This is a genomic window from Gemmatimonas aurantiaca T-27 (genome assembly GCF_000010305.1).
Classification (GTDB): Bacteria; Gemmatimonadota; Gemmatimonadetes; order Gemmatimonadales; family Gemmatimonadaceae; genus Gemmatimonas; species Gemmatimonas aurantiaca.
In genome coordinates this window covers 2,390,462-2,412,346 of sequence record NC_012489.1, presented here as the reverse complement: position 1 = coordinate 2,412,346, position 21,885 = coordinate 2,390,462, and the positions used below count along the sequence as shown (strand labels likewise).

Annotated in this window: 17 protein-coding genes; 11 read left to right on the top strand and 6 right to left on the bottom strand. The window is 64.4% G+C overall.

The genetic code is table 11. The annotated features are described in order from the left end of the window. Positions 1–178 precede the first annotated feature (178 nt). Positions 179–868, bottom strand: a complete 690-nt coding sequence (locus GAU_RS10580; protein ID WP_012683552.1) for an Ig-like domain-containing protein — start codon at positions 866–868, stop codon at positions 179–181. A 231-nt stretch (positions 869–1,099) separates the two neighbouring features. Here GAU_RS10580 and deoC point away from each other — a divergent pair, with 231 nt between their 5' ends. From deoC to GAU_RS10560, 4 genes are all read left to right on the top strand, one after another. After that, positions 1,100–2,017 (top strand): deoxyribose-phosphate aldolase, encoded by a 918-nt coding sequence (gene deoC, locus GAU_RS10575; RefSeq protein ID WP_156799201.1) that lies wholly within the window; start codon positions 1,100–1,102, stop codon positions 2,015–2,017. Between the two features lie 11 nt (positions 2,018–2,028). Further along, a complete protein-coding gene (locus tag GAU_RS10570) occupies positions 2,029–4,458 on the top strand; it encodes an aldehyde dehydrogenase family protein (RefSeq protein ID WP_012683550.1) in 2,430 nt (809 codons plus the stop codon). A 77-nt stretch (positions 4,459–4,535) separates the two neighbouring features. Next, positions 4,536–6,269 carry a M3 family oligoendopeptidase gene (locus GAU_RS10565; protein ID WP_012683549.1) on the top strand — a complete coding sequence of 578 codons (1,734 nt, stop codon included), beginning with the start codon at positions 4,536–4,538 and terminating at the stop codon, positions 6,267–6,269. Positions 6,270–6,392: 123 nt separating this feature from the next. Further along, positions 6,393–7,118 (top strand): hypothetical protein, encoded by a 726-nt coding sequence (locus GAU_RS10560; protein ID WP_041265448.1) that lies wholly within the window; start codon positions 6,393–6,395, stop codon positions 7,116–7,118. A 45-nt stretch (positions 7,119–7,163) separates the two neighbouring features. On the opposite strand, the gene GAU_RS10555 is transcribed toward GAU_RS10560, so the two are convergent. Together GAU_RS10555 and GAU_RS10550 are read right to left on the bottom strand one after the other, a co-directional pair. After that, a complete protein-coding gene (locus tag GAU_RS10555) occupies positions 7,164–8,063 on the bottom strand; it encodes a c-type cytochrome (protein ID WP_012683547.1) in 900 nt (299 codons plus the stop codon). 24 nt (positions 8,064–8,087) lie between these two features. Further along, the gene (locus tag GAU_RS10550) at positions 8,088–9,347 is read right to left on the bottom strand and encodes an amidohydrolase family protein (RefSeq protein WP_156799200.1); all 1,260 of its coding nucleotides are present in this window, start codon (positions 9,345–9,347) and stop codon (positions 8,088–8,090) included. Positions 9,348–9,569: 222 nt separating this feature from the next. On the opposite strand from GAU_RS10550, the gene GAU_RS10545 reads away from it, so the two are divergent. Next, positions 9,570–10,538: a hypothetical protein gene (locus GAU_RS10545; protein ID WP_012683545.1), complete on the top strand. Its 969-nt coding sequence runs from the start codon at positions 9,570–9,572 to the stop codon at positions 10,536–10,538. A 53-nt stretch (positions 10,539–10,591) separates the two neighbouring features. Continuing rightward, entirely contained in the window at positions 10,592–12,082 is a 1,491-nt protein-coding gene (locus tag GAU_RS10540) for a hypothetical protein (RefSeq protein WP_012683544.1), read from the top strand. Between the two features lie 6 nt (positions 12,083–12,088). Here GAU_RS10540 and GAU_RS10535 read toward each other — a convergent pair whose 3' ends face one another. After that, positions 12,089–12,703, bottom strand: coding sequence for a DUF502 domain-containing protein (locus tag GAU_RS10535; protein WP_156798984.1), 615 nt, complete (start codon positions 12,701–12,703; stop codon positions 12,089–12,091). A 119-nt stretch (positions 12,704–12,822) separates the two neighbouring features. Here GAU_RS10535 and GAU_RS10530 point away from each other — a divergent pair, with 119 nt between their 5' ends. The 5 genes from GAU_RS10530 to GAU_RS10510 all read left to right on the top strand — a co-directional run bounded on the left by GAU_RS10530 (position 12,823) and on the right by GAU_RS10510 (position 20,406). Continuing rightward, the gene (locus tag GAU_RS10530; protein ID WP_083765582.1) at positions 12,823–15,849 is read left to right on the top strand and encodes an alpha/beta hydrolase family protein; all 3,027 of its coding nucleotides are present in this window, start codon (positions 12,823–12,825) and stop codon (positions 15,847–15,849) included. Then, on the top strand, positions 15,849–16,640 hold the full coding sequence (locus tag GAU_RS10525) for a TIGR00266 family protein (RefSeq protein ID WP_012683541.1): 792 nt from the start codon (positions 15,849–15,851) through the stop codon (positions 16,638–16,640). Before GAU_RS10530 ends, GAU_RS10525 begins: the two co-directional genes overlap by 1 nt. Before the next feature lie 125 nt (positions 16,641–16,765). Beyond that, entirely contained in the window at positions 16,766–18,724 is a 1,959-nt protein-coding gene (speA, locus tag GAU_RS10520) for a biosynthetic arginine decarboxylase (protein ID WP_012683540.1), read from the top strand. Beyond that, positions 18,721–19,446, top strand: a complete 726-nt coding sequence (locus GAU_RS10515; RefSeq protein WP_012683539.1) for a YIP1 family protein — start codon at positions 18,721–18,723, stop codon at positions 19,444–19,446. Before speA ends, GAU_RS10515 begins: the two co-directional genes overlap by 4 nt. Before the next feature lie 78 nt (positions 19,447–19,524). After that, positions 19,525–20,406 (top strand): sulfite exporter TauE/SafE family protein, encoded by an 882-nt coding sequence (locus tag GAU_RS10510; RefSeq protein WP_012683538.1) that lies wholly within the window; start codon positions 19,525–19,527, stop codon positions 20,404–20,406. Between the two features lie 78 nt (positions 20,407–20,484). On the opposite strand, the gene GAU_RS10505 is transcribed toward GAU_RS10510, so the two are convergent. Together GAU_RS10505 and GAU_RS10500 are read right to left on the bottom strand one after the other, a co-directional pair. After that, on the bottom strand, positions 20,485–21,090 hold the full coding sequence (locus GAU_RS10505; protein ID WP_012683537.1) for a superoxide dismutase: 606 nt from the start codon (positions 21,088–21,090) through the stop codon (positions 20,485–20,487). Between the two features lie 57 nt (positions 21,091–21,147). Further along, positions 21,148–21,861 carry a VTT domain-containing protein gene (locus tag GAU_RS10500; protein ID WP_012683536.1) on the bottom strand — a complete coding sequence of 238 codons (714 nt, stop codon included), beginning with the start codon at positions 21,859–21,861 and terminating at the stop codon, positions 21,148–21,150. Positions 21,862–21,885: the final 24 nt, after the last annotated feature.

Genomic DNA, 21,885 nt, shown 5'->3' with positions numbered 1-21,885 from the left:
GGAAGAAACCATGAATGACAACTAGCCGCGTGGGGCGTAACGGAGAAGGGGAGATGACTCGCGGACGCGCGGGAGACCCGTCGCGTTCGCCAGCCATCTCCCCATACGCCGATCCCAGTCAACGAGATCCAGTGCGGACACTGGACCAAGGCGCCGGATCAGCGCAGCGGCCTCCTCCTCAGTTGGCCACAGCAGAAATCGTGATCGGTCCCACGGCACCGGACGTTGCGGTGGCCATCTGCAGGCCTGCCTGCGGGCCGAGCGTCCAGCGGATGGTGACTTCACCGACGGCGTTGGTCACGGCCGATTGCGGCGAGAGGCTGCCACCCCCGGCGGAGATGGCCAGGGCCACGGTCTGGCCGGGAATCGGCACATTGTTGGCACCGACCACACGCAGCACCAACTGCACGGGAAGCGCCGTGCTGGCCTTGGCCGACTGGCCATTGCCCTGGGCGATGATGATGTCACTGGGCAGGACACCAAACGCCGTCAGGGTGACCGGATCAACGCCTGGGGCGCTGCCCACCAGGGTCTGCACCTGGGAGCCGGGGCCCAAGGTCCACCGGGCCTTCACTTCCCCATTGGCATCGCTGATGGCCGTGGCCGGGTCGACCGCACCACCACCCGCCAGGATGTTGAAGCTGATCGGCACCTTGGCCATCGGGTTCCCGTCGCTGCCCATGACACGGAGCACGAGGGGGGTCGGCAGGATGGTCCCAGCCGCCGCGGTCTGGGTAGAGCCCTGGACAACACTCAACCGCACGGCGGTCGGCGCCTCGGTCGTCTTGGTGCAACCGGGGAACGCCAGCAGCACCGGGATCGTGGTGAGCAGGACGGCAAGCAGAGTTGTGGGTCGTGCGGAACGCATGGGTCGATCAGTCAGGGTACTCCTCTCCATCTGACCAGTATCGGTCGCTCCTGGCAGGAGTTGAGCGTCCCGGTGAGCTGTCCCATAGATTTCGGGGCCATGACTGTCACCCCCCTCCACGCTCCCCGGCCCGGCCGTCCAAACGACCCGGCGGAATCGGCGGCCCCACGTTGGCCATCGGGGCTCGAACCGGATGTGCCCCCTGTCCGCGTGCCGATCGGTGCGCTGGATATGGCGTTGGTCCGCCATACGCGCGTCAATCGCAGCGCAGTGGAACGTCGCGTCGCATCATTGCCTGCTCGTCGCACCGTCAAGAAGGAGTGGCAGGCGGCGTGGCTGTTGCGTGCGATCGCTTGCATGGATCTCACCACACTGTCGGGCGACGACACGGCCGGCAATGTCCTGCGTTTGTGCGCTAAAGCACATCGTCCACTGCGGCAGGACATTGTCGACGCACTCGGAATTGGTGATCTGCGTCTCACAACGGGCGCCGTCTGCGTCTATCACCAGTACGTCGCGACTGCGGTCGACGCGCTGCGTGGCACCGGCATTCCGGTCGCGGCCGTGAGCACGGGATTTCCCGCCGGCCTGTCGCCGTTCGAGCAGCGGCTGGCGGAAGTGCGTGCCAGTGTGGCAGCCGGCGCCGCCGAGATCGATATCGTCATCACGCGCGGCCATGTGCTGACCGGCAACTGGCAGGCGTTGTACGACGAAGTGCGGGCCTTCCGCGAAGCCTGCGGCGACGCGCACCTCAAGACCATTCTCGGCGTGGGTGAACTGGCGACCCTGACCAACATCGCGCGGGCAAGCCTCGTGGCGATGATGGCCGGATCGGATTTCATCAAGACGAGCACCGGCAAAGAATCGTCGAATGCGACGCTGCCGGTGGGATTGGTCATGACGCGCATGATCCGTGAATACGGCGCACGCACAGGCCACGAGGTGGGCTTCAAGCCGGCCGGTGGCATTCGCACGGCCAAACAGGCGCTCGATTGGCTCATTCTCATGAAGGAAGAGCTCGGTGATCGTTGGCTGCGTCCGCACCTGTTCCGCTTTGGTGCGAGCGGTCTGCTCACCGATGTGGAGCGTCAGCTCGAGCACTACGTGACAGGTCGCTACGCTGCGGCCTATCGCCAACCCATGGTCTGAGACGTGCCCTCATGACAACTCCGACCGGTACCACTGTGGATGCGCGTTCCGTCCGCGCCCTGTACGACAGCATGAGCTATGGTCCCGCGCCCGAGGCCGATGGTTCCGTGCGGGAGTGGATCCGCACCGCCGCCACCGATGGCGCATTTGGCCACTACATCGGCGGGCGGTGGGTGAAGGCCACCGAGCAGTTCGAGGTACAGGAGCCGGCCACCGGCAAGCCGTTGGCGCAGGTCGCGCAGGGCAGCGGTGATGACGTGAACGCGGCGGTGGCAGCCGCGCGCGCCGCGTTGCCGGCGTGGCAGGCGCTCGATGATCATGCCCGGGCGCGGTGGTTGTACGCTATCGCGCGTGGTATCCAGAAACATGCGCGCCACTTTGCGGTGCTCGAGTCGCTCGACAACGGCAAGCCGATTCGTGAAACTCGCGATATCGATATCCCGCTGGTCGCGCGGCACTTCTATCATCACGCCGGCTGGGCGCAACTACTGGCCAGTGAGTTTCCCGGCACACACGCCTATGGTGTGGTCGGCCAGGTGATTCCGTGGAACTTCCCACTGCTGATGCTGGCGTGGAAGGTGGCTCCGGCACTGGCGGCTGGAAATACGGTGGTGCTCAAGCCGGCGGAGTTCACGCCGCTCACCGCACTGCGGTTTGCGGAGCTGATGCACGAGATCGGGCTGCCGCCGGGCGTGTTCAATCTGGTTACCGGTGATGGGCGCACCGGTGCGGCGCTGGTCGACCATCCGGACGTGGACAAGATCGCGTTCACCGGCAGCACCGATGTCGGGCGCGCCATTCGCAAAGCCACAGCCGGTAGTGGCAAGGGGCTGTCGCTCGAACTGGGCGGCAAGAGCCCGTTCATTGTCTTCGAAGACGCCGATCTCGATAGCGTGGTGGAAGGCGTTGTCGACGCGATCTGGTTCAATCAGGGGCAGGTGTGCTGCGCGGGATCACGATTGCTCGTGCAGGAAGGTGTGGCTGACCGATTGTATGGCAAGCTGCGCGACCGTATGGAGCGGCTGCGGGTCGGGTCCCCACTCGACAAGTCGATCGACATGGGGGCGATCGTCGCGCCGGTGCAGCTCGACCGCATCCGCAGTCTGTGCGCACAGGGTGTGGAAGAAGGCGCGACCTGCTGGCAGCCATCGTGGGGCGTACCGGCGGAGGGCACGTTCCATCCGCCTACGCTGTTCACCAACGTCTCCCCCTCGGCGACGATCGCGCAGGTGGAGATCTTTGGGCCGGTGCTGGTGAGCATGACGTTCCGCACCCCTGAAGAAGCGGTGGCGCTGGCCAACAACACCCCGTTTGGGTTGGCCGCGAGCGTGTGGAGCGAGAACATCAACCTCGCGCTCGACATCGCGCCCAAGATCAAGGCCGGCGTGGTGTGGATCAACAGCACCAATCTGTTCGATGCGGCGGCCGGCTTCGGCGGTTATCGCGAGTCGGGCTTTGGACGGGAAGGTGGACGGGAGGGCATGTGGGAGTATCTCAAGCCCGAGCGCGCACATCACGGTGCTCCCGTACCGGTCATCGATGTCGTCATTCCGGAACAACACGACGACAGCGCGCCGGCTTCGTCCACCGGACTTCCCGGTATCGATCGCACGCCGAAGTTGTTCATTGGCGGCAAGCAGGCGCGTCCCGATTCGGGCTACACCCGTACCGTACGAGCGCTCGATGGACGGGCCGTTGGTGAAGTCGGTGAGGGCAATCGCAAGGACATTCGCAATGCCGTGGAAGCCGCGCACGCGGCGTCAGGCTGGGCGAAGCTCACGGGACATCAGCGCGCGCAGATTCTGTACTACATCGCCGAAAATCTTTCGGCACGCGCTGACGAATTTGCCACACGCATCACGGCGATGACGGGCGATGATCGCGCGGCCGGTGATGCCGAAGTGGCGGCATCCATTTCGCGATTGTTCACGTATGCGGCCTGGGCCGACAAACACGACGGGGCGGTGCACGATGTGCCGCTGCGTGGCGTCGCCCTCGCGATGCATGAACCGATCGGTGTGGTGGGCGTAGCGTGTCCCGACCCGTACCCGTTGCTCGGTCTCGTCTCGTTGATCGCGCCACTCATGGCCACTGGCAATCGAGTGGTGGCCATTCCATCGGTCCGTTTCCCGCTGGCGGCCACGGATTTCTACAGTGTACTGGAAACCTCTGATGTACCGGGCGGCGTGGTGAATCTGGTCACCGGCGAGCGGGATGCGTTGGCACGCACCCTGGCCGATCATGATGATGTGGGGGCGCTGTGGTATTTCGGCGCACACGCGGGCGCCGCGGACATCGAGCGCGCGTCGGCGGCCAATCTCAAGCGCACCTGGACCGAGTGGACAGGCCGCGAGTGGCTCGATCCCCGTTCAGGCGAGGGACGGGAGTTCCTGCGTCGCGCCGTGCAGGTGAAGAATATCTGGATTCCGTACGGTGAATAACCGTTGGTGACGAAACGAATGACGCTTCGGCGACGCCTTTGCACCAGATTGTCGCTCTCTCAGCTTCCGACTCTTCGATGATCAAGCTTCCTGCCTCTCCGGAGGCGTTTCGCGATGCCGCATGGGACAATGTGGTGTCGTACTATGATGCATTGGCTGACGTGCCTCTCGAGGCCACGGCAGCGTCTATCGAGCCGTGGCTGGCCACGTGGTCGCGGCTCGACACGTTGGTGGGTGAAGCGGGCACGTTGTCCATGATCGCGTATACAGCCAATACGGCTGATACCGCAGCGGAGCAGGCGTATCTGCGGTTCTCCATGGAGATTTTCCCGCGTCTCGAAGAACAGCAGGTGCGTCTAGCGCGCCGACTGCTCGACATGGGCTGGAGTCGCCCGGATCTCGAAATCACGCTCAATCGGTTTCGCAGTGATATCGAGATCTTTCGTGAAGCCAATGTGGAGCGCTTTGCGCAGATAGAGGAATTGTCGGCTGGCTATCAGAAGCTGACCGGCGGACTCAGTGTCGATTGGGATGGTGAAGCCAAAACGATTCCCCAGTTGCAGCCGTTGCTGAAATCACGGGATCGGGACGTGCGTGAGCGCGCGTTCCGTCTGGGGGCCACGGCGTACCTCGATCGGCGTGAAGAGTTTGCCGACCTGTTCGATCGTATGTATGGGCTGCGCGTGGCGGTGGCCAAGGAGGCCGGTTTCGCCGACTTCCAGCAGTTCTGCTTCACCGCCAAGCACCGCTTCGACTACACGCCCAGCGACACGGTGCGTTTCCACGACGCCGTGCAGCAAACCGTCGCGCCGGCGGTCGAGCGTCTGATGAAGCATCGCAAGGCCAAGCTCGGGGTGGATGTGCTGCGCCCATGGGATGTTGGGGTCGATCTCGATGCCAAGGTGCCGCTCAAGCCGTTCGATGACATCGGCACGTTTGTCTCGCAGGCCTCGCGCATCTTTCAGCGGGTCGATCCGGAACTGGGTGCGCAGTTCCGACTGATGGCCGATGAGCAGTTGCTCGATCTTGAAAGCCGTCCAGGCAAGGCGCCGGGTGGCTACTGCACCGACCTGTCCTTCCGCGGACGTCCGTTCATTTTCATGAACGCCGTGGGCGTGCCGGATGATGTGAACACGCTGGTGCACGAAGCCGGTCACTGCTTCCATGATTTTGCCACGCACGGTCTGCCATTCACCTGGCAGCGGCGTACGGGGCACGAAGCCGCCGAGTTGGCATCCATGAGCATGGAGTTGCTGGCCATGCCGTATCTCGTGAAGCCTGACGGCTATTACTCGCCGGAAGAAGCACGTGTGGCCTGGCTCGAACATCTCGAAGAAGTGCTGAGTGCGCTCATTCACATTGCCAGCGTCGATGCCTTCCAGGCTTGGATCTATACCGACCCCGCCGGTGCCGATCGTGACGCTCGCGATCGCCGGTGGCTCGACATCCGTGCGCAGTTTGAACGCGGGGTCGATTGGTCCGGCCTCGAGTCTCTGCGCATTGCGCGCTGGTATCGGCAGTTGCACATCTTCGAGTTGCCGTTCTACTACATCGAATACGGATTGGCGCAGTTGGGCGCGTTGCAGGTGTTCCGCAATGCGGTCCACAACGCCAGTGACGCCGTGGCGTCCTACAAGCGATTCCTCGCACTCGGCGGCACCCGCTCGCTTCCCGAACTGTACCGTGCGGCCGGCGTGAAGCTGGTGTTCGACGCGGCCACGATGGCTGAGCTGGTGGAGTTCACGGAAGAGCGCATCGAGGCGCTGCGGGCCGGTGCCGATGCGCCTTTTCAGGGCGTCGTGCCCGCCTGAGGGCGGCCCCGTCATCGAGCGGTGATTGAACATCTCACGCGGGGCGGTGTCAGAAACGCGACGCCGCCTCGTGTCGTATGGTAGTGTGCAGGTCCAACAGGTCTCCCTCATTCAGGAGTTGTGATGCAACGCGTGGTGCAGGTGGCCATGGCCGCCGCGATGCTGGGAAGTGCCATGGTCGGTAGTGCGACCCGGGCCGAAGCGCAGTTGCCGACGGTGCAGCAGATCTATGACAAGTACGCCACCGCGGTCGGCGGACGGGATGCCTGGGCCAAGGTTGCCGGTCGCACCGAGAAGGGCACCGCGGATATCACCTTTGCCGGCTTGTCGGGCAGCTATCTGCGGTACATCGGCGCCCCGAATCGCATGCGCATGACGATCGACCTGGGCGTGGTCCAGATCGATCAGGGGTATGACGGTGAGAAGGGTTGGGCGCAGCAGGGGCAGGGGGCGCAGCGCATGCCCGCCGATCAGGAAAAGAGCATGGCCGACAACATGCAGACGGGATCGGCGTTTCTCGACCCGAGCCGATTCAGCAAGGCCGAAGTGCAGGGCAAAGAAACCTTCGATGGGGTGGAAGCCTACAAGGTGGCCATCACCACCAAAGGGGGCATCGAACAGGTCGAGTTCTTCGATGTCGCCACGGGTCTTCGTATCGGGACCGTCGCCACGACGCCTGCCGGTCCGCAGCGCGTGACCTATCGCGACTACAAGGACTTCGAAGGCAAGAAGCTGTCCACCAAGGTGGTGCAGAACACAGCACAGGGTGATGTGATCATCAACATCGCCTCGGTGACATTCGGTGCGCCGGATGCGGCGGTCTTCAGGGCACCGGTGGATCTCAAGTAAGGCGACGGCGCGTAGCGAGGGGCTGTGCCCTCGCTACGCCACAACTCACCGATTGCCGAATGCCTTGCCCGGCACCGAACGCAGATACATGATCGTCGCCCGCATCTCCACCGGCGTCATCATCGCCGTGTAGCGCCACGGCATTGTCTGTTTGATCGCCGAGCCGTCCGGGCGTTTGCCGGTACGCAGCATCGCCTCCACCTGGGCATCGGAGAACTGCCCGATACCCGTTGGCGTGATGTTGGCTGCGGGTGGTGCTTGTGGCGGCATACCGGGAATGGGACCGCCACTGAGCCCGGCGCCATGGCACCCGGTGCATCCACCCACGTTGGCGAGGTATTCGCCGTAGGCCAGCGTGCTGTCTTCCTGCATGCTGGCGGGCGGTGTGCGCGAGTGGTCGATGCGCGCGGCAGGGTAGGCCGGTAACTGATTCGTGGCCACCAGCGCGCGTCCAACCGGGCGCAGCATCGACGTGCCCAGGTCACGATCCACCGATGGCACCGAGCGCAGGTACGCCACGATCGCGCCCACATCCGCATCCGAGAAATGCTGATAGTCGTCGGACGGCATGACGAACGCACCACGTCCATCGCGCTTCACGCCGTGACGGATCACGCGCACCAGCTCCTCGTCGGAATACGTGGCCAGTTTACCACCGCTGGTGATGTTCGGACCGATGGCCACACCCAGCGCGGGGTCATCGATCATGATCTGGCCCCCCAGGTCATCGCTGTGGCAGTCCACGCACTTGCCGATCGCCGTGGTCAGATGCCGGCCACGAGCGAGCGTGATGGAGTCGCTCGTGATAGTGACATGTTGCAATGGGACATCGTACTGCTGATTGCTTTTGCTGTTGCTTGCGGCATACACGTACCCGGCGACGCCGCCGAGTAGTACGACCAAGATTCCTGCAGCATATGCGATCCAACGCATGACGCGTTTCATTGGTTCTCCATGGTAATGCCCGGTTTACCGCCGGACGACGGTTCCTCCTTTGACCACGAGTCGTACGGAGCGCAATGCGGAAATGTTTTGCGTCGGATCGCCTTGCACCGCCACCAGGTCGGCCAGCAGGCCTGACGCGATACGGCCGAACTCGCCTTCCCGGTGCATGATCCGCGCATTCACACTCGTGGCCGCCTTGAGGGCTGCGAGCGGCGTCATGCCGTACTCGACCATCAATTCGAGCTCCAGTGCATTGCTACCATGCGAGAACACGCCCACGTCACTGCCGTTGCAGATCGTCACGCCTGACGCCAACGCCAGTTTGAACATCGCCTTCTTCTGCGTGATGTTGGCCGGGTCCGGATCGACCCCCTTCTTCCAGCCGCGATAGCGCGTCGTGCTTTCGGTGGCCGACAGCGTCGGGCAGAACGCCGTACCACGCTGCTTCATGAGGTCGAAGACTTCGGCCGTGGCCGCATCGCCGTGTTCGATGGTTTCCACGCCGGCCATGATGGCGCGGCGCATGCCTTCGGCGGTGCTGGCGTGTGCCACCACCGACCGGCCACTCGAGCCGGCCACCGACACGATCGTGTTCCATTCGGCCTGGTCGAAGGTGGGACGCGCTTCACCGCGTGGTCCCCAGCGATAGTCGGCGTAGATCTTGATCCAGTCGGCACCATGCCCGATCTGGTCGCGCACCACCTTCGTCAGCCCCTGCACGCCGTCGGCCTCCTCGGCGCCCTGCGGCACGCCGATCTCGGTGCCAAAACCCTTGGGGCCATACGAACCTGTGGCCACGATCGCCTTGGTGGTCACAAAGAGCCGCGGGCCCGGGATGATGCCCTGGTCCACCGCCTCCTTGAGGCCCACGTCGGCATAGTCCGCCCCCTCGGTGCCCAAATCGCGCAGCACCGTGAACCCGGCATCGAGCGTGGACTTGAGGTGATTCACGGCCCGCGCGGTGCGCAGGGCCAGCGACTCACGAAGCACCTGATCGTTCCACGGTGTTTCGTCGTAGGGGTGCAGCAGCACATGGCTGTGCAGGTCGCTGAGGCCCGGCAGCAACGTGGTGCCCGGCAGGTCCATGCGTTGGGTGCCCCGCGGGACGCTGAGGGCGCTCAGCGGACCTGCCGCCGCAATACGCTGGCCCTGTACCAGCACGGCCCACCCGCGGTGCACCTGATCGGAGGTGCCGTCGAAGACACCGTCCGGCACCAGGAGCAGCGAGGGGGCGGAAGCGGCTGCTGCGGCCGGCGCGGTCTGCGCCATGAGCGGCGACGGCATCACGGTCGCGGAGACACACACGACGGACACGGCGGCGAACCCGAGCGCGGACAGGCGGCGATTGGGCATAGGAGGCATCGAACGATTGATGAGGGATCGGACAGGCGCCGACAGGAAGCCAATGTTGGTTCCGCAGCAGCGTGGCCCGCAACCAGCGGCTCGAGCAGACAATTCGTAGACACCCATTTCCACATTGGAGGCGAATCTCCCTCCGAGGCCATCATGTCGACGATCTGTCACTGCAGTCGTGAAGCCGGTGTGGACGTGCAGCGCCTCCGCGCGCAGCGTGCACCCATGTGGTGTGGTGCCCTCCTGTCGGTCCTGGTCTCGCCGCTGATCCTGGTGTCCTGCGGCGAACGCCAGGCAACAACGCCGGACACGCACACCCCGCCGACCAGCATCCCCACACCGATCCCGCCCTTCGCGCCAGCGCGGTTGCAGTTCACCGGGAACACGGGCGAGGGCGTGGTGGGCCAGGTGCGGGCGATCCTGGTGCAGGCCTACGCCAGCGACGGCGTACCGATGGATGCCGATGGTGTGGTGGTGACGACATCCGATGCCTCCATCGTCTCGGTGCTTTCACGTGATACCGTTTCGCTGCGAGATGGAATCGGTCGCCGGTGGCGCGGTCTTCAGTTGTCGCTGCAGGACCGGGCGCCGGGTTCCGCGCAGATCGCACTGCGGACCGCAGGCGCGTCGGCCTATATCGACTTGCAGGTTTTGCCAGTGCCGAACCGCCATGCGGTGTTGGCCGTGGAGCGTTTGCAGGTGTTTGGCTACCCGGTGCGATGTGCATGGGCCTGCCCCTATCTGGCGTATGCCCCGTTGGTGCATCTGCGCTCACCCGTCGGAGGCAGCGGCGGTATGGTCGAGGCCATGGAGTTTTCGATTCCAACGCTGAGCACTGGCTGGTGCAGTGGCAACATGCGCTTCCGACCGGGCATGACGGAGCGTGTCAACGGATTCGATCCGTATCCATGGGCCAACGAGTTTTTGCTGGTGAAGGTGGACGGCGTGCAGGTACCCGCGGGCCTCGCACGGCTTCGGGTGCTCGTCCGGGATTCCGCCGGAGCCTTGGGATTGATCGATACCACCACCACCATCGAGTACCTACCGGCACAACCCGAGTTGCCTCCTCTGACGCAGCCGGGACAGTGGTGGTCCTGTGTCCGTCACCTGTCAGGGCTCTGACGCGCGTCCAGCGGTGGCTTGACGACTAGTCGGGTTGCCCGCACGATCAGACGGTGTCCGCGATCCCGGCTCCTCCATTTCGTCTCGCCGCACTTGGCACGGTCGCCGTTCGGGCACACGGTGAGACGGTGTGGTCGTCACTCGTCACGCAGCCACGGCAGCTCGCGCTGGTCTGCTATCTGACGCTGGCCCGCCCACGTGGGCTACAGGCGCGTGAGGTCCTCATGGCCTTGCTCTGGCCCAACGTGGACGCGGCCACTGCGCGCCGCGGCTTGCGCAACGCGCTGCACGGCGTGCGCTCGCGCCTCGGGGAAGCGGCCATCCTCTCGGTCGGCGATCAGTTGATCGGCGTGAATCCGGCGTTGCTCAGTTGCGACGTCCACGATCTCGAGCGCGATGGACTGCTGGGTCTCGACAACGGCCCCTTGTCGGGGGAGAGCGTGCAGCCGCTCCATGGCCTGCATGTGCGCGGCGCGGCGGCGTTCGACCGATGGTTGGCCAATGAGCGTGCTCGCCTTCGCGCCCTATGGCAACAGGCGGCGACGGATCAACGTGAGGCCAACACGCGCGGCGCCGTACGGGCGATAGAGCGGGTGGCTCACGTGAGCCGCCCCTACGCTCCCGATACCTGGAGTCTGCAAGCACGAGTCCACTACCTGTTTCTTCGCGCCGCGCATGGTGGTACCGCGCAGGATCTGTTGCAATGTCGAGAGTATTTCGAACAAGCCCGTGCACTCGATCCGACCTTTGCTCCGGCGGTCGCCGGTCTGGCCAATTTTCATGCGGTCGCCGCGCGGCGTGGTCTGCTGACGCCATTCGACGAACAGTTCGGACGGGCGATCACGTTGAGTCATGAAGCGTTGGCGCTCGACCCGACACTGGCCGTACCACATGTGCACTTCGGGGTGCAGGCTCTCTACCTGGACGACGACTTTACCCGTGCCGGTCATGAATTTGCGAGAGCCGTCCGCAACGACCCGTCGTATGCGGAGGGACATCGGTTCCACGGTATCTGGCTCGGCATGGCCGGTCGTCGGGGGCAAGCCGTTGAAGCGATGGAGCGCGCCGTGGCGTTGGAGCCGGACATTGCCCTGTTCCTGAGCTCACTCGGCGCGGCGCGGCTGGCGGCCGGTGACAGTCGAGGCGCGGAGGACGCGTTGCGTCGCACCTTGCTGCTCGAACCCCGGCACCGGGCGGCGCGGGAACGGCTCGTGCACCTGCTCGAGGATGAGGGCCGTCTCGCCGACGCGGTCGGCGTTCGGGAACAGGCGCCCGACCTACCCAACGCGGAACGCTTTCGCGCGGCCCTCAGCGAGGGGGACGCGTCGTACCGCGCACTGGTCCGGGCGCTGCTCGCTGAGGAAATCGACAGAATCGAACAACGGGTGCGGTCTTCGGAGGCGCCAACCGTGGAGGAACGATTCGCCCCTCCGATCGTGAGGCTGGTCCAGCTATTTGGACGGATTGGCGATGCCCGGCGTGCGCATAGTTGGACCCTCCAGGCCAAGGCGGCCCGTCCAGCACTGGCGCATTGGTTCACCTGAAGCGGTTCAGGCCTCGTGTGGTCCAGCTCCCACGCGCCGCGATTCCGCCGGTGCTGCCGGCACCGCACCACCTGTCACCAGCCCCGATACGCCGCCGGACACCACGAAGGCCATCGCATCGGCACTGGCGACATCCAGCGGTCGGATCTTGCTGGCATGCACCACATACAGTTGGCCCGAGAAGTTGTACGAGTGCGGGCAGTAGACCGCCACCTGGTCCTCGAGGTCGAGGTGAGCCAGCGATTCCTGGGTCACGAATCCCATGAGGTGCACCCGGTCATCCGGGGTGATGCTCACGATGACTGGCTTGTCGAAGCGCCGCTTCTCGCCCACGAACGCATTGAGCAGATCCTTCGTCGACCCGTACAGCAGCCGCACGAAGGGGAGCCGCGTCATGATGCTCTCCAACCCCGAGACGAGGGTGCGGGTGAGCAGGTTCGAACCCAGGAAACCGACGGCGGTGATCAGTACGATCGTGGCCACGAAGCCAGCGCCCTGGACGGGCAGACCCAGCCAGCCATCCACTCTGGTGAACACGATCCAGCACACCCAGATCGTGACGGCCAGGGGGGTCAGCAACACCAGTCCACGCACGAAATAGCCAAGCAACCGCCGCATCATGCTCCTCACGCGGCGGGGGCCGCGCCGTTAGTCTAGAGAGTTGTAGATGTTCCGGTTCCAAGTTGGGCACCGGGCCCGCGCGCGACCAGTCCGCCCCTCTCACGTCTGCACCCGCTCCGATGCGATCGACAGCGATGCACCCCTCGACCTCTCCTGCAGGCACGCGTGTCCGTTCCGCGTTTGCCGCGCTCACCATCGGCAGCACGCTGTCGCTGGTGGCCTCACCGCTCGCGCTGGCCGCCCAGCCGGCCAATCCATACACGGCGGTGAGCCGATGGACGCCGCCACCCTTGCCGGCTGGCAAGAAGCCAATCACGCAGGACACCTACGACGAGTGGCGCACCATCGGTGGGTCCACGCTGTCCAACGACGGCAAGTGGGCCGTGTACACCCTGAGCCCCGTGGTGGGTGAAGGCGAGCTGGTGGTGCGGGCCACGAGTGGCACCACCGAGTATCGCGCGCCACGAGGCTTCACCGGACGTCCGCAGTTGCAGGCGGGTGCCTCCGGTCCGGCCAACTTCACGGCGCAGGCAGCGCAGGTGAGCGCCGATTCCCGTGTGGTGGCGTTCCTCATTTATCCGACCCGTGCCGACGTGGATGGCGCGCGCCGTCGTCGTGGTAGCACGCCACCACGCACGGCGCTCGGCATCCTGAACACGGCCGATGGGGCCGTGACCCGGGTGAGCAACGTGCGCTCCTTCCAACTCGCACGACGGGGCGGTCGCTTTCTCGCTTACCTGCTCGAAGACACCACCGCCGCGCGTGGTGGGGCCGCGGGTGCGGGCGCGGGGGCCAATGCCGGCGGTGCGGCCCGCACCGACTCGACTGGCCGTCCGCGGCGTGAGTACGGTACGACGCTGGTGTTGCGCGATCTGTCCAACGGCACCGACACCCGCATTGAAGGCGTGACGAACTTCACGTTCGATGAAGGGGAGAAGTGGCTGGCCTATTCCGTCACCACGCGCGATGGCGCCAACAACGGCGCGTTTGTGCGCGCGCTGCCGACGGGCGCTGTCACCTCGCTGCTCACCGGTGCGGCCACCTACCGCAGCCTCGCCTTCGATCGCGCCGGCACGCAGCTCGCGCTCGTTTCCGATCTTGGTGACAGCACCGCGCAGCCGCGCTTCGCGCTGTACCACGCGTCGTTGGCACCGGCCAAGGGCAAGACGATTGCCACGCGCAAGCTGGTCACGTCGGCCGATGTGCAGGCCGGGCTGCTGATCGCGGACCGTGGTCCGGTGGAGTTCACGCGCGATGGCAGTGCACTGACGTTCTCCATCGGCGTCGTGCCGTTCGACTCCATTCCGGCCGATTCCCTCGCCGAAAAGGCCGTCTACGATCTGTGGCACTGGCAGGACGCACAGACGCAGCCGCAGCAGAAGCTCAACGCGACCCGCGACCGGAACCGCACGTTCACGGCGCTCTACACGTTGGCCACCAACAAGTGGGCGCAGCTCGCCAACGACAGCATCCGCGTCACGGTGAGCAACGACGGCAAGCGGGTCCTCGGCATCAATGCGCTCGAATACGCCATCCCCCAGTTCTGGGGTGAAGGCGCCAGCGATGCGTACATGATCGACCCGACCACCGGTGCTCGCACGCTCATCGGCCGCAAGCTCGATGGCAACGTGCAGCTCTCACCGGGCGCCGGTTATGCGATCTGGTTCGAAAACGGGCAGTGGCAGGCGTACGCCACGGCCACGGGCAAGCGGGTGAACCTCACGGACAAGCTGCCGGTCAAGTTCCAGGATGAGGAGTTCGATTCGCCCGATGTGCCGCCTCCGTACGGCATCGGCGGCTGGACCACGGGCGACAAGCGCGTCCTCATCTACGATCGCTTCGACATCTGGGAAGTCGATCCGAGTGGTGTGGCCGCGCCGCGCAACCTGACTGAAGGCGAAGGGCGTCGTGGGGGCATGACGTTCCGCGTGGTCAACCTCGATCGTGACGATCCCTTCATCGACGTGAACACGCCGCTCCTGCTGCGTGCGGTGGATTCGCTCACCAAGGCCAGCGGCTTCTGGCGCGAGAAGCTCGGCGTGGACAGCCGCCCCGAGCGCATCGTGATGGGCGATCGCAACTATGCCGGCCTGCAGAAGGCCCGCGATGCCGAGCAGTATCTGCTCACGCAGAGCACGTATCGTGAGTTCCCCGATCTGTGGACCGGTTCGGATATCGCGCAGACCACCAAGATCTCCAACGCCAATCCACAGGACAGCCAGTATCCGCGTGGTACGGTGGAATTGGTGTCGTGGTTCAATGGTGACGGTATCCCGTTGCGCGGTCTGCTGTACAAGCCGGAGAACTTCGACGCGTCGAAGCAATACCCGATGGTGGTGTACTACTACGAGAAACTCACCGACGGGCTGCACGGGTATCAGGCGCCGAGTGGCCGCAATACGGTGAATCCGCTGGTGTACAACTCGCTGGGGTATGTGGTGTTCATGCCGGACATCGTGTACACGGATGGTCAGCCCGGGCCGAGCGCGGCCAAGTCGATCATCCCCGGTGTGCAGTCGCTGATCCAGAAGGGGTTTGTCGATCCCAAGCGTATCGGCATCACCGGTCAGTCGTGGGGTGGCTACCAGTCGGCGTATCTGGTCACGGTGACCAACATGTTCGCCGCCGCGGTGCCCAACGCCACCGTGGTGAACATGACCAGCGCGTACGGTGGCATCCGCTGGGCGTCGGGGCTCGCGCGCGCGTTCCAGTACGAGCACACGCAGAGCCGCATCGGCGGGTCGCTCTGGCAGTACCCCGAGCGGTTCATCGAGAACTCACCGCTGTTCCGCCTCGATCGGGTGACCACGCCGGTGCTGTTCATGGCCAACGACAACGACGGCGCCGTACCCTGGTACCAGGGCATCGAGTTCTATGTGGCCATGCGCCGCCTGCAGAAGGAAGCGTACATGCTCGTGTACAACGGCGATGAGCACAATCCGACCAAGCGCGCCAACCAGAAGGACATCGACCAGAAGATGCAGGATTTCTTCGCGGTGAAACTTCAGGGGGCCGATGCCCCGTCATGGATGGTGCGTGGCATTCCCTATCTGGAGAAAGGCCGCGATCAGGTGAAGATGGCGCCACAGCCGGTGCGGACGATTACGCCCACCGGGGAACCCAACGGGAGCAACGGAGGCAGGTAATGGCGGCAGACGAGATCGACTACCAGATCATCGGCGATGACTTGCAGGCAGTCATCGTCACGCTGGATCCGGGTGAGTCGGTGTTCGCGGAGGCCGGTGCGATGATGTTCATGCGCGAAGGGATCACGATGGCCACGACCCTCGATCCCAATGCGCGCAGTGGTTCGTTGTTCGACAAACTCGTGGGCGCCGGAAAACGGGTGCTGGCCGGCGACTCGTTTTTTGTCACGCTGTTTGGCAATGCGGGGGCCCGTCGATCCGACGTGGCCTTCGCGGCGCCGTACCCGGGCAAGATCGTGCCGCTCAATCTTCGCGATTGGGGCGGCACGGTGCTGGCGCAGAAAGACTCGTTCCTCTGTGCGGCACGTGGGATCGACATCTCGGTGGCGTTCACGCGGCGCATTGGCGCGGGCTTCTTCGGTGGGGAAGGCTTCATCCTGCAGAAGCTGCAGGGCGATGGGCTCGCCTTCCTGCACGCCTCTGGCACACTGCACGCCATCGATCTGGCGCCGGGCGAGCAACTGCGCGTGGACACGGGTTGCCTGGTGGCCTTCCAGCCGACGGTGAACTACGACATCCAGCGTGTGCCAGGCATCAAGACGGCATTGTTCGGTGGCGAAGGATTGTTCTTCGTCAGCCTGACCGGACCGGGGCGTGTGATCCTGCAGACGTTGCCGTTCTCACGGCTGGCCGATCGCATCATCGCGGCGTCACCGCGGGCCGGCGGGCGCGGGCGGGAAGAAGGCTCGGCGCTCGGCGGGCTTGGCCGGTTGCTGGATGGTGACAACTGAGGCGCAGCGGAGGCGCAGTCGGCCTCTGACACCGCTGCTCGCGGTGTCACAATTCTGACGGTCTCTCTGACGGTTCGCCCCGGCGGCTCCCCCCGCCGATGCGAACCGTCTAGCTTTCCGCCCCTATGGCAACTCGCACTCAGCCCATCGTCGAACCCGCGCCACCGAAGCCGTGGTCGCTTGAATCCGCGCGCACCCTCTACAACGTGGAAGGGTGGGGCGCCGGTTATTTCGACGTCAACGATCGCGGTCATGTGATCGTGCGCCCCGATCCGGGGCACCCCAATCGCACGCTGGATCTGCGCGATCTCGCGGCCGACCTGGAAGGGCAGGGCGTGCAGTTGCCCATCCTGCTGCGCTTCTCCGACATTCTGCGCTCGCGCATCGAAACGCTGAGTGAACGATTCGGGGCGGCGATCCGGGAATTCGAATACACCGGTGGGTATACCACGGTGTATCCGATCAAGGTGAATCAGCAACGTCATGTGGTCGAAGAGATCGTGCGCTTCGGCAAGACACACGGCGTGGGACTCGAGTGTGGTTCCAAGCCGGAGTTGCAGGCCGTGCTGGGGCTGTCACACAGCACCGAGCATCTCATCGTCTGCAACGGCTACAAGGACCACGAGTTCATGCGTCTGGCCCTCATGGGGCAGAAGCTCGGGCACACGGTGTTCATCGTGCTCGAGCAGGTGAGTGAACTCGATGTGCTGCTCGAAGTGGCCGATGAGCTGGGCGTGACGCCCACCTGTGGCGTGCGTATCAAGCTGGCCAGTGAAGGCGCCGGACGTTGGGCGCAGAGTGGTGGTGAGAAGAGCAAGTTCGGTCTCAGCTCGGCGGAGCTCATCAAGCTCATCGACAAGCTGCAGGCAGCCAATCGGCTCGACATTCTCAAGCTCATTCACTTCCACTTGGGCAGCCAGATCACCGATATCCGCTTCATCAAGTCGGGGCTGCAGGAAGTGGCGCGGTTCTATCTCGAGCTGCGCGCCGTGGGTGTGGATATCACGCACGTGGACGTGGGTGGTGGACTGGGCATCGACTACGACGGCACCAACTCCACGAACAACGCCAGCGTGAACTACACGTTGCAGGAGTACGCCAACGACGTCGTGTACACCATCGCCGAAGCGTGCCGTGAAGCCGAGCTGTCGATGCCACACATCATCAGTGAGTCGGGGCGTGCGCTGACGGCGCACCACGCCCTGCTGCTGATCAAGGTGATCGATGTGGAGTCGCAGGCCGAGCAGCCGATTCCGGCGCTCGACGACGACGACCATTCGTTGCTGCACGAGATGTACGAGGACTGGCGTACGCTGACCGAACGTGCGGCGCGTCCGCGCAAGGTGCTCGAAGTGTTCCACGACGCATCGTTCGACAAGGATCGTGCGCGCCAGTACTTCAACTCGGGTGTGTTGAACCTGCGCGGGCTGGCCAAGGCCGAGGTGCTGTGGCTGGCCACGATGAACGCGACCTATCGTATCGCCAAGGCCGATCCTGATACCTATCAGGATATTCTGCCCGAACTCGAGTCGGCGTTGGTGGACCGGTACTTCTGCAATTTCTCGCTCTTCCAGTCACTGCCGGATAGCTGGGCCATCGATCAGCTCTTTCCCATCATGCCCATCCACCGCCTGCTCGAAGAGCCGGCGCGTCGCGGTACCCTGCAGGACGTCACCTGCGACTCCGATGGCAAGATCGATCGGTTCGTGGGGGGGAAGAACGGCCGGTCCAGTCTCGAACTGCATGAGTTCCGCGACGGAGAGGACTACATCCTCGGCATCTTCCTGACTGGCGCGTACCAGGAAATCCTCGGCGATCTGCACAATCTGTTCGGGGATACAAATGCCGTACATGTGCGACTGAACGATCAGGGAAACTACGAGATCACCGATCTCGTAGAGGGGGACACGGTGACCGAGGTGCTCAACTACGTGCAGTTCGGCGCATCGCAGCTCCTCGCCACGTTCCGTCGCAAGGTGAATGGCTCCTCACTGCTCACGCGGGATGAGGCCAACGCCTTCATTGCCGACTACGTGGCGGGGCTTGAGGGATACACCTATCTCGAGGGAGAAGCGGCTCGATGAGTGAATTCACCACGACAGCCCCAAAACAGTCCGGTGTGATCGAGGATCTGCTGGAAGTCCTGTGGTCGCCGGCGGCCGTGTTCGACCGTACGCGCGATCGTAAGGCCGGCATGTACCTGCTCGTGCTGGCGATTGTTGGCCTGGTGATCGTGGTGGCAACCGGCAGTCTGGTGCAGCCGTACATCGACGCGGGCGCCGACCTGCAGATGGCCCTGGCCGCGAAGTCGGGCAGGCCCATCCCCGAAGGCGCGGCGAACATGACGCGCAACATCTCGACGTATGCATACTATGCGTCGCCGTTGCTGTTCATCCCCATCGGGGCTCTGCTTTCCGCCCTGTTCATCAAGTGGGGCGGCAAGACCATGTCTGCCCCATTGCGGTACGGTCAGGCGCTCACGATCGCGGCGGTTTCTTCGTCGCCCCGTTTGTTTGGCTATCTGACCACGGCGGTACAGGGCGCTGTGCTGGATACGACAAATGTGCGTTCGTTGGCCGATGCGTCACTCGGACCGGCGCGTTTTGTCGATCCCTACGCGGCGTCCACCGTGCTCCACACCTTCCTCATGACGATCGATGTGTTCAGCGTGTGGCAGTGTGTGCTGATCGCGATCGCGGTGAGCGTCGTGGCACGGGTGGAACGCACGACCGGCGCGCTTGTGGCGCTCATTGCCTGGGCGTTGGGTGCGGCGCTGACGTTGATCCCCGGACTGCTGGCGTCCTGAGCGTTTCTGCGCGATTGTTGGAGGCGACCGCGGAGGCATCTGCGGTCGCCTTCGTATTTCCCTCACCCCTCCCACCGCATGCCGCTCGACGCCACGCGCCTCCTGCTCGCCGGCCTCGCTATCGCCGCACTGTATCACATCGTCACGCTGGTACGGGCCATGAAGCCGGCGCCGACGGTGCGGCCCACGCCAGTCGGCATCGGCATCGGGGTGGTGACGGCTTTTTTTGACACACTGGGCATCGGGTCGTTCGCGACCACAACGGCGCTGTTCCGGGCGACGAAGACGGTGAAGGACGCGCTCATTCCCGGCACGCTCAACGCGGCACACACGCTGCCCACCCTGGCGCAGGCGTTCATCTACACGCAGTTGGTGGAAGTGGAGCCCGTCACGCTGATCGCCATGATCGTGGCCGCGGTGGCCGGGGCATGGTTGGGCGCCGGGATCGTGGCGCGGTGGCCCACCCGCCGCATTCAGTTCGGGATGGGACTGTGCCTGGCCGCCGCGGCGGCCCTCACCGCGGCACAGGCGCTGGATGTGTTGCCCGGTGGCGGCACCGCCATCGGCGTGAGTGGTGGCAAGCTCGCGATCGCGCTGGTCGGCAACTTCCTGCTCGGCGCCTTGATGACCATCGGCATCGGCCTCTATGGGCCGTGCATGATGCTCGTCTCCCTGCTCGGCATGAATCCCGCGGCGGCGTTCCCGGTCATGATGGGATCCTGCGCTTTCCTCATGCCCATGGCATCGGCGCGTTTCCTGCGCCTCGGCAAGGTGGATCTGCGCGCCGTGGTCAGCATCATCATCGGTGGTGTGCCCGCCGTGCTGGTGGCCGCGTTCATTGTGAAATCACTGCCGCTCACGGCGCTGCGGTGGCTGGTGGTGATTGTCGTGGCGTACACCGCCTTCACGCTGTTGCAGAGTTCCCGTCGTCCGGCCGAGGACACGCCCGCCGCGGCCTGAGCACCACCTGACACGAGTACAAAACGAAGGCCCCCGTCTCGCACAGGAGACGGGGGCCTTCGCAACGACGTGAGTGCCTTACTTGGCGGCGTAGCGCTTCGCGACCGCGCTCCAGTTCACCACGTTCCACCAGGCGCCGAGGTAGTCCGCGCGACGGTTCTGGTAGTGGAGGTAGTAGGCGTGTTCCCACACGTCCACGCCGAGCAGGGCGTGCTTGCCTTCCATGAGTGGGTTGTCCTGGTTCGGCGTGCTCACGATGGACAGCGCGCCATCGGTGGAGACCAGCCACGCCCAGCCGGAGCCGAAGCGGCCCATGCCAGCCGCCTGGAACTGCTCCTTGAATGCGGAGAACGAACCGAACGCCTTGGTGATGGCGGCGCCCAGCTCACCCGTCGGCTCACCGCCGGCCTTCGGCGCCATGAGTTCCCAGAAGAGCGAGTGATTCCAGTGTCCGCCGCCATTGTTGCGCACGGCGGTGCGCACCGCTTCCGGCACTTCGTTGATGCGACGGCAGAGGTCATCCAACGACCAGGAGGCAAGCTCCGGTGCCTTTTCGATGGCGGCATTCAGGTTGGTGACGTACGCCTGATGGTGCTTGCCATGATGAATGTTCATCGTCTGCGCGTCGATGTGCGGCTCGAGCGCTTCGGGCGCGTACGGCAACGCGGGCAGGGTATGAGCCATCTCAGAATCTCCAGAGTGGTATAAACGAAGTTGGACTGCGACGACGCAACGACGACCTCAGGCCGCCGCCTTGGACTTGGCACGTTCCCGCATCCAGGCAATGATGCCCGGCAGGATGGAAAGAAACACCACGACCAGAATCACCTTCTCGACATGCTGCGCCACGGCGGGCACAGTGCGAGCCAGGATCCATCCCGTCAGCAGCATGCTCCAGATCCAGAGCACGCCACCGACGATGTTGTAGATCAGAAATGCACGATACTCCATGCGACCAACGCCCGCGACCACCGGCGCAAAGGTGCGCACGATGGGCATGAAGCGCGCGATGATGATGGTCTTCCCGCCATGTTTCTCGTAGAACGCCTGCGCGCGCAGCAGGTGGTCCTTGTGAAAAAACAGCGAGTTCTCGCGATTGAAGATGTGGGGACCCGCTGTCTTGCCGACGTTGTACCCCACAGTGTCGCCCACGATGGCGGCCACGGTGAGGATGGCGCCCAGCAGCCAGACATTGAGTCCAAAAGCGGGGTCAGCCGCCAGCAATCCTGCGGTCACCAACAGGGAATCACCGGGCAGGAAAAAGCCGATCAGCAGCCCCGTTTCGGCGAAGATGATCAGTGTGAGACCGACATAGCCCGCCCATTGCACCAGGGCAGGCAGGTCACGCAGTCGATGATAGAAGTCGGTGAGAAATTCCAATCGCGGATCCGTGTGGGGCGGGAAATGATCGTTGCCGGGTGAAAGCTCGACGGACGCCATGTCGTGGTCAACCATGGCCGGGGCCCGAACACCTTGGGG